We start from the raw sequence: 7155 nt of genomic DNA on the forward strand, positions 1-7155 counted from the left end.
AGTACCGCCAGAGCCGTGAGCCCAAGCTGGCTCAGCTCGCTCATTTCCAGTCGTGCCGCGAGCACAATAAAGAGGCCGGAAATGAGCATCACCGACAAGTTTTCCTTGAAGTGGAGAATGTCGTCGGTGCGTACTCCTTTGCGGTTGGCCAGCACGATACCGGTGGCGGTAACGGCTACCAGCCCGGATTCTTCACTCAGCCCGTTGGCCAGAACGAATTCGCCAATGATCGAGGACAGCACCAGAAAACTGCGCAGGTATTCAGGAATCAGGTGGCGGCGCAGCAGCTCGGCGAGCCCAAACGCCACAACGCAACCGATGGCGGCACCCACACCGATGGTCTGGAAGAACAGCCAGAGTGTATGCAGCACCGCGCCGTCCTGTCCGCTTGCCACTACCAGTTCATAGGCCAGTACCGCGAAAATTGCGCCCAGCGGGTCGATCACAATCCCTTCCCAGCGAAGCAGGCGCGACACACTGCTCACGGGCCGCACGCTGCGCAGCAGGGGAACAATCACGGTGGGGCCGGTCACCACAACAAGGGCACCGAACAACAAGGCCAGGCCCAGCGGCAGCTTCAGCACCCACCAGGCAGAGACCGTCACGATGCTCCAGGTGACCAGCGCGCCCCAGGTGACCAGCCGCCGCACGGTTTTTTCCAGGCCGCGAATCTCATCGAAGCGCAGCGTCATCGCGCCTTCGAACAGAATAATGGATACCGCCAGTGAAACACCGGGAAGCAGCAGGTCCCCGAACAGCTCCTTGGGTTGCAGTACGTCAAAGAACGGGCCAAGGGCAAGGCCGGTAAGCAACAAGGGCAGGATGGCGGGGAGCTTGATTCTCCAAGCCAGCCACTGGCAGGCAAACGCAGCCACGGTGATGATGGCTAGCTGGAAAGGGACGCTTAAATCCATGAAGTTCCTAGGTGATGAAACGGATCCACATCTGGCGGGCACTTATCCATTGGCCGGCGAGATGGGCATTGCGGTAGCCACGGGCAGGGCAATACGATTGCGGTCATGCTGCCACGAGCCAAGCCGCATTATGCATGATTGCGGGTGGCGGTAAACGCGTATTCGGGCATCAAGCGCCGGGCTGCTTACCCGTGAGCCGGCTAATAGTCACAGCCCCTCAGCCCTGTCGCAACCTGTTTTTACCTGCAAACATTGAACCTGATTCATAAATCGACTGAAAGGGTTAGAGCATTGCGGTACCATTGCGTGCGATTGCGCTCTTGAGGCTGAGTTTGCGGGGCATTGCTGAACCGCTCCGGCATATCCGTCTTTACCCCGCATCATTCTCAATCTGGGCTCCCAAGGGGCGCAAAACGTGCACCGGGGCCGGCATCAGGATACTTCATGCAAAACCTTTCTCCCGGCCGCCTGGCATTCTTGCTCGCCACCCTGGTGGCACTGGGGCCTTTGGCCATTGACACCTACCTCCCGGCATTGCTGGCCATGTCTGGCCATTTCGCCGTTGAAATCCATGCAGTGGAGGTGTCGGTCAGTGTCTATGTACTGGGGGTGGCTGCGGGCCAGTGGCTGGGCGGGCCGCTGTCGGATCAGTTTGGCCGCAAACCGGTGGCCTATGTGGGGCTGACCCTGTTTATTCTTGGCTGCCTGAGCATTCCGCTGTCTTCGAATATCGAGATGCTGTACATGCTGCGCTTTCTACAGGCGCTGGGTGGTGGTGCCACGGTGGTTATTGCGGCGGCCTCAGTACGAGATCATTTTACCGGCAAGGAAGCGGCCAAGGTGATGACCACCATCGGCCTGGTGATGCTGGTGGCCCCCCTGGTGGCGCCGGCAGTGGGGGCTTTGCTGCTCAAGTTGTTTGGCTGGCAAAGTATTTTCTACATGCTGGCGATATACGGATTCATGCTCTTTGGCATTGTGCGTTTCCTGCTGCCCACCGTGGCGGTGAAACCGGGTACCGAGCCGCTACGCCAGCGCATGTTCCTGGCTTATGGCCGGGTGTTGAGTAACCGCCAGGCCATGGGCTTTATTCTGGCCAATGGCCTGGCGTTTGCCGCCATGTTTACCTTTATTACCGATGCTGCCTTTCTTTACATGGAGTATTTTAGAATCACGCCAGAGCAGTTCCCCCTGTATTTTGGCGCCAATGTGGTGACCATGCTCGGCATGAACCGGTTAAACGTTTTGCTGCTGCGCCGTTACAGCAGTGCATCAATCATGCAGGTGGCACTGGCGTTACAGGTGGCGGCCTGTCTCACCTTGCTGGGTTTAACCCTGGCCGGTTTGCTGACGCTGTGGCTGGTGGTGCCGCTGATCATGGTTGCTGCAGGAATGGTCGCGTTGATCATGCCCAACGGCATCGCCAGCTTCCTGGATTTGTTCGATCGCGACAGTGGTGCGGCCACCGGGCTGAATGGCGCGCTGCAATTCCTGTTGGCAGGTGTTATCGGTTCGGTGCTGGGCATGCTCCACGATGGCAGCACGTTACCCATGACCGCCTTGATGGCCGCCAGTAGCGTGGCGGCCTGGGTGGCATTCTCTCTATTGGCTCGCCGACAGCCCTGAGCCTTTGGGCATCAGCGGTGGTGCCAGCAGGGCGGCCAGCGTTACCAACCCGGCGACTCCCCACGGCAGTAACAGCCAGCCACTCAATGGCAACTGGCTGTCGAACAGGCGAGTGCCGAGCGGTATCAGGGCGGCCAGGTGGATCAGATTGGCCAGCAATGCGGCCCCACCGAACAGATAGAAGGCTTGAAGTGCCGCGGTTTTACGCAGCAAGGCGCGGCGGCCCCCAATCACGATCAGCAACCGGTTGTCCCGCCGCAGGGCGTCTGTCATAGCCAGCAGGGCCGCCATCAGCACCAGCAGGGCAGCGAGTAACAGCAGTACGCCCACCACAAAGGCCGCACGGCTAGCCTGGCCGATGATATCCTGCAGCGTGGCCAGGATGGCATTTACGTCCAGCAAGCTGATTTGCGGGAATTGCTGGACCAGATCGCCCAGCTCTGCCTGCTGATCTGCGGGCAGGAAAAAGCTGGTGATCCAGGTGCGGCCCTGCGTCTTCAGTGTGTCGGGCGAAAAGATGAAATAAAAATTGGGAGCAAAGCTTTCCCAATCCACCTCACGCAGCCCCACCACGGTGGCACTGATGGTCGGCCCGGCGCCGGTGAACGTGAGCGAATCCCCGAGTTGTAGTCCCAACGAATCCGCCAGTTTGCTTTCCACGGTGACTTCATTGGCGCCGCTGGCCCAGCGCCCTTCGGTGAGAATGTTGCTGTCCGGCAGGGCATCGGCTTCGGTGAGAGACAGGTCCCGGTTCAGGGCGCGTTCAGCCCGATCCTCTTCCTTGGTAACGGCGCTGCGAACGGGCTCGTCGTTAATGGCGGTGAGCCGGGCCCGAACCACCGGATAGAGCGGCTGGGATTCACTGTTGTGTGCGCCAAGCCAGTCATTGAAGGCGTCCAGATCCTGATCAAACAGATTGATCACGAAATAGTTGGGCGCTTGTTCCGGGAGCGTGGCCCGCCAGTCGCTCAGCAATTCCCTGCCGGTTTGCACCGACATGGAAAGCACGGTCAGGGAAATGATCAGGGCTGCCAGCAAGGGCAGGGTGGTCGCCTTGCGGCGGCTCAACCGGCGCAGGGCCAGCCGCGCGGGCAGGCTCAGGCGCGTACTGAAACGGTCCAGTAACTGCACCAGTGGCCACAAAATCATTGGCAGCCCCAGCGAGACTGCCAGGGTGAGCAGCAAGAGCGGCCACAACGCGGCCAGCGAACCGGTCATGATGGCAGCCAGGGGAACAGGCGTGGCAATGGCGATGAGCAAAACCCGCCGCCCCAGTCGGGTCGGCGCCTCACGGCCACTGAGTAGTGCGGTGGCGGGCAGCGACAGGCTCACCCACAGCGTTGGCGCGGCAAATCCGAGCCAGAGTAGCACCGGGCCCAGCAGTCCCCAGATCACCGGCGCCATGAAAAACTGTTCCGCACCGAGCAACGCGGAGAGCTGCCAGCCCACCAGTACGGCAAGCGCGACACCGGCAATGATCGGCAGCAGCAGCGCAAGCACATCACCACCCAGTAGTCGCCGGACGATTTGCCGTTGTCGAGCGCCTACGGTTTTCATCACGGCACACAATGTTTGTTGCTGGCGCGCACGATGGTTGGCGGTGAGATAAATGGCGGCGGCACACAGCAGCACCACCAGCATCACCGCCAGTTGCGACCACAGAAACATTTGCTCCACCGGGCCACGGCTACGCAGATCTGTGGTTGCCACGGTTTCGATGGACTGGTCCGGACGCAGGTTATCGCCAAGCTGTTCATCCAGGGCTGCACGTTGCTCACCATTGGCGGCCACCAGCAGGTGGTGCCGGTAGCGACTTCCCGGGCCGAGCACGCCGGTACTTTCCAGGTCCGACAGGTGCATAAGGGTACGAGGGTTCATGCTGTAGAAGCCGGCCTGTTGATCTGGCTCCTGCACCAGCACCTTGTCGATCAGAAAGCTGCGCTCACCAAGGGTAATGAATTCCCCGGCTTTAAGCCCCAGCCGGTCCAGCGCCTGGCCAGCCAGCCAGACGGTTCCTGGCGTGGGGCCATGGCCCACGGGGTAAGGCTCGCTAAAGCGGGAGTCGCTGACCGACAGCTCACCATAAAGTGGGTAACCGTCGGACAGTGCGCGAATGCTGGACAGCAAAAACTGATCTTCATTGATCAGTACGCTGGCAAAACCGGTTGCTTCAGCATGGGGCAAATCGGCAACGGCCTGTTGCTGGTTCTCTTCGGGGAAACGGGAACCTTCCAGAATCCAGTCTGCCCCCAGTGCCACGGCGGTTCGCTGATTGAACCGCTGATCCACGCTGTCACGCAGAATCAGCATGGCAGTCATGGCAAAGGCCGCCACCAGCAGGGCCAGGGCCTGAACCCGAAATGCGGGGGATCGCCAGGGTTTAAACACTGAGGCGGCCCTCCGTCAGAGAGACCGATCGCTGGCAGCGACCGGCCAGCTGCGGGTCATGGGTGACTAGCACCAGCGCGGTTTTTTGCTCCGCATTCAGCGTAAACAGTAGATCGGCCACATGCTCACCGTTAGCGAAATCCAGGCTGCCGGTGGGTTCATCGGCAAACAGCAAGGCCGGCGACACAACAAAAGCCCGCGCCAGGGCAACGCGCTGCTGCTCGCCACCGGAAAGCTGTGCCGGGAAGTGATGTTGCCGGTGGGCCAGGCCCACCTGATCCAGCCAGTGCATGGCCAGCTCACGGCGCTTTTCGCGGTTGAGAATTTCCAGCGGCAGCATGACATTTTCCAGCGCGGTGAGGTCATTGATCAGCTGAAAATGCTGGAACACGAAGCCGCACTGTTCGCCACGCAGTCGTGCCCGCTCGTCCTCGTCAGCCTGGCTGAACGAGGCACCATTGAGTTTCACGTCACCAGCCGTGGGCACATCAAGACCCGCCAACAAGGAGAGCAGGGTGGACTTGCCTGACCCGGAAGGGCCTGTGATCGCCAGGCTGTCACCGGCATTCACCTCAAGCGTGATATCCTGCAGCAAATCAAGCCCGCCTTCTGGGCCCTGAACGCGCTTACTGACATTGTGGGCAAGCAAAACGGGAGACGCTGTATTCATCATGGCAAGATATCTTCTACTGATTCAGTTGTTGTGCGTGACAGCATCGGTTCACGCCAGCGGTGTCTTGATACTGGGCGATAGTATCAGTGCTGCCTACGGTATTGAAAAGTCGGCGGGCTGGGTTGCTCTTATGGACCAGCAACTGCAGGAAAGGTGCCCGGATTATCCCGTCATCAATGCATCGGTTAGCGGTGAAACCACCGCCGGCGGCAAAACGCGATTGCCGGCACTGTTGTCACGTCACCAGCCGGATCTGGTGGTGATTGAGCTGGGGGGTAACGATGGTTTGCGTGGTTTGTCGCCCATGGCCATGGCGAGGAACCTGGAGCAAATGGTCGTGCTTTCGCGGGAAGCGGGAGCCACCGCGGTGCTGTTGGGCATGCGCATTCCCCCCAATTACGGCCAGCAGTACACTGCCTTGTTTGAACAGCAATTCAAGGACGTTGCGCAATCCACCAGCACGCCCTGGGTGCCCTTTTTTCTGGATGGCGTGATTGAGCAGGGTTGGGTGCAGGATGATGGCATTCACCCCACCGTTGATGCTCAGCCGCTGTTGCTGGAAAGCGCCTTGTCAGTGATTGAGCCGCAACTGCCTGTGCAGTGCCAAGGCAAGAGTGATCAGTAAATACAACCGAGCGAGCCCCGATGTTTGATTTAGGCCCATCATGGCAGGAAATACTGGATTACTGGTTTAAGGATGGCCTGGAGCATGGCTGGCCATCGGGCAACATGAGCAAGCGATGGTTTGCCGCTACGGCTAGAGACGATGCGGAAATTGCACACCGCTTTGGTGCGTTGGTGGATGCGGCCCTGCAGCAGGAACTGGTGGACTGGGAAAGAACCCCCCTGGGGCGACTGGCGCTGATTCTGTTGCTGGACCAGTTCACCCGCAATATCTACCGCGGCCAGGCCCAGGCTTTCAGTGGTGATCATCGGGCCGCCACGCTGGCCATTGAGGGGCTGTCACGGCAGATGCACAGCAAGCTGCCGCTGTGCGGGCAGGTTTTCTTTGTGATGCCGCTAATGCATGCCGAAGACGAAGATCTGCAGCAGCAATGCCTTTGCGCACTGGAGGCTATCAGGGCTAATGCGCCCCAGGCACTGGCCAGCCATGTGGACAGTTCGCTGAAATCCGCGCGGGAGCATCTGCAAATCGTTCAGCAATTTGGTCGCTTTCCGCACCGCAACCGCGCGCTGGGGCGGGACAGCACGGCTGAGGAGCTCAGCTTTCTGGAAAACAGCTCCGGTTTCGGGCAGTAAAACCGGTGCTCCGGTAGAGAAAGGCGCTACGCGGGTTTACGGCGGATGTAGAGCGTCTTGTTGACCACCGCCACGCGGTTTCCATCGCCATCCACGATTTCAACCGGCCAGCACGGCAGGTATTTTTCTCCCCCATCGGTGTTCGCGCGGATATCGTCGATCATGGCATCGGTGAGCTGAAAATGGGCGAAGACCCGGCCCTTGCCGGGCCGGACAAATTCTATATCCGCTGCCTTGTCCCAGACCACATAATCGCGCCCAAGCACGGTCATCACCATCAGCATGTAGAACGGG

At 59.9% G+C, this 7155-nt stretch carries 7 protein-coding genes; 3 read left to right on the forward strand and 4 right to left on the reverse strand.

Going from position 1 to position 7155, the window contains the following annotated elements:
• Nucleotides 1-914, reverse strand: a 914-nt coding sequence (locus tag A3754_RS06095) for a sodium:proton antiporter (RefSeq protein ID WP_197468503.1), incomplete at its 3' end; no start/stop codon positions are given.
• A gap of 444 nt (nt 915-1358) precedes the next feature.
• On the opposite strand from A3754_RS06095, the gene A3754_RS06100 reads away from it, so the two are divergent.
• Complete coding sequence (locus tag A3754_RS06100; RefSeq protein ID WP_063519093.1) at nt 1359-2540, forward strand: multidrug effflux MFS transporter; 1182 nt, start codon at nt 1359-1361, stop codon at nt 2538-2540.
• On the opposite strand, the gene A3754_RS06105 is transcribed toward A3754_RS06100, so the two are convergent.
• Nucleotides 2517-4928: an ABC transporter permease gene (locus A3754_RS06105; RefSeq protein WP_063519094.1), complete on the reverse strand. Its 2412-nt coding sequence runs from the start codon at nt 4926-4928 to the stop codon at nt 2517-2519. The genes A3754_RS06100 and A3754_RS06105 overlap by 24 nt on opposite strands.
• A complete protein-coding gene (locus tag A3754_RS06110) occupies nt 4921-5598 on the reverse strand; it encodes an ABC transporter ATP-binding protein (protein ID WP_063519095.1) in 678 nt (225 codons plus the stop codon). The genes A3754_RS06105 and A3754_RS06110 overlap by 8 nt, the downstream gene beginning before the upstream one ends.
• A gap of 1 nt (nt 5599) precedes the next feature.
• On the opposite strand from A3754_RS06110, the gene A3754_RS06115 reads away from it, so the two are divergent.
• Nucleotides 5600-6226, forward strand: a complete 627-nt coding sequence (locus A3754_RS06115) for an arylesterase (RefSeq protein ID WP_063519096.1) — start codon at nt 5600-5602, stop codon at nt 6224-6226.
• A 20-nt stretch (nt 6227-6246) separates the two neighbouring features.
• The gene (locus A3754_RS06120) at nt 6247-6861 is read left to right on the forward strand and encodes a DUF924 family protein (RefSeq protein ID WP_063519097.1); all 615 of its coding nucleotides are present in this window, start codon (nt 6247-6249) and stop codon (nt 6859-6861) included.
• 26 nt (nt 6862-6887) lie between these two features.
• Here A3754_RS06120 and A3754_RS06125 read toward each other — a convergent pair.
• The coding region (locus A3754_RS06125) for a DUF4442 domain-containing protein (RefSeq protein ID WP_156496848.1) at nt 6888-7155 on the reverse strand (268 nt) is incomplete at its 5' end.

The organism is Alcanivorax sp. HI0083, from assembly GCF_001635175.1.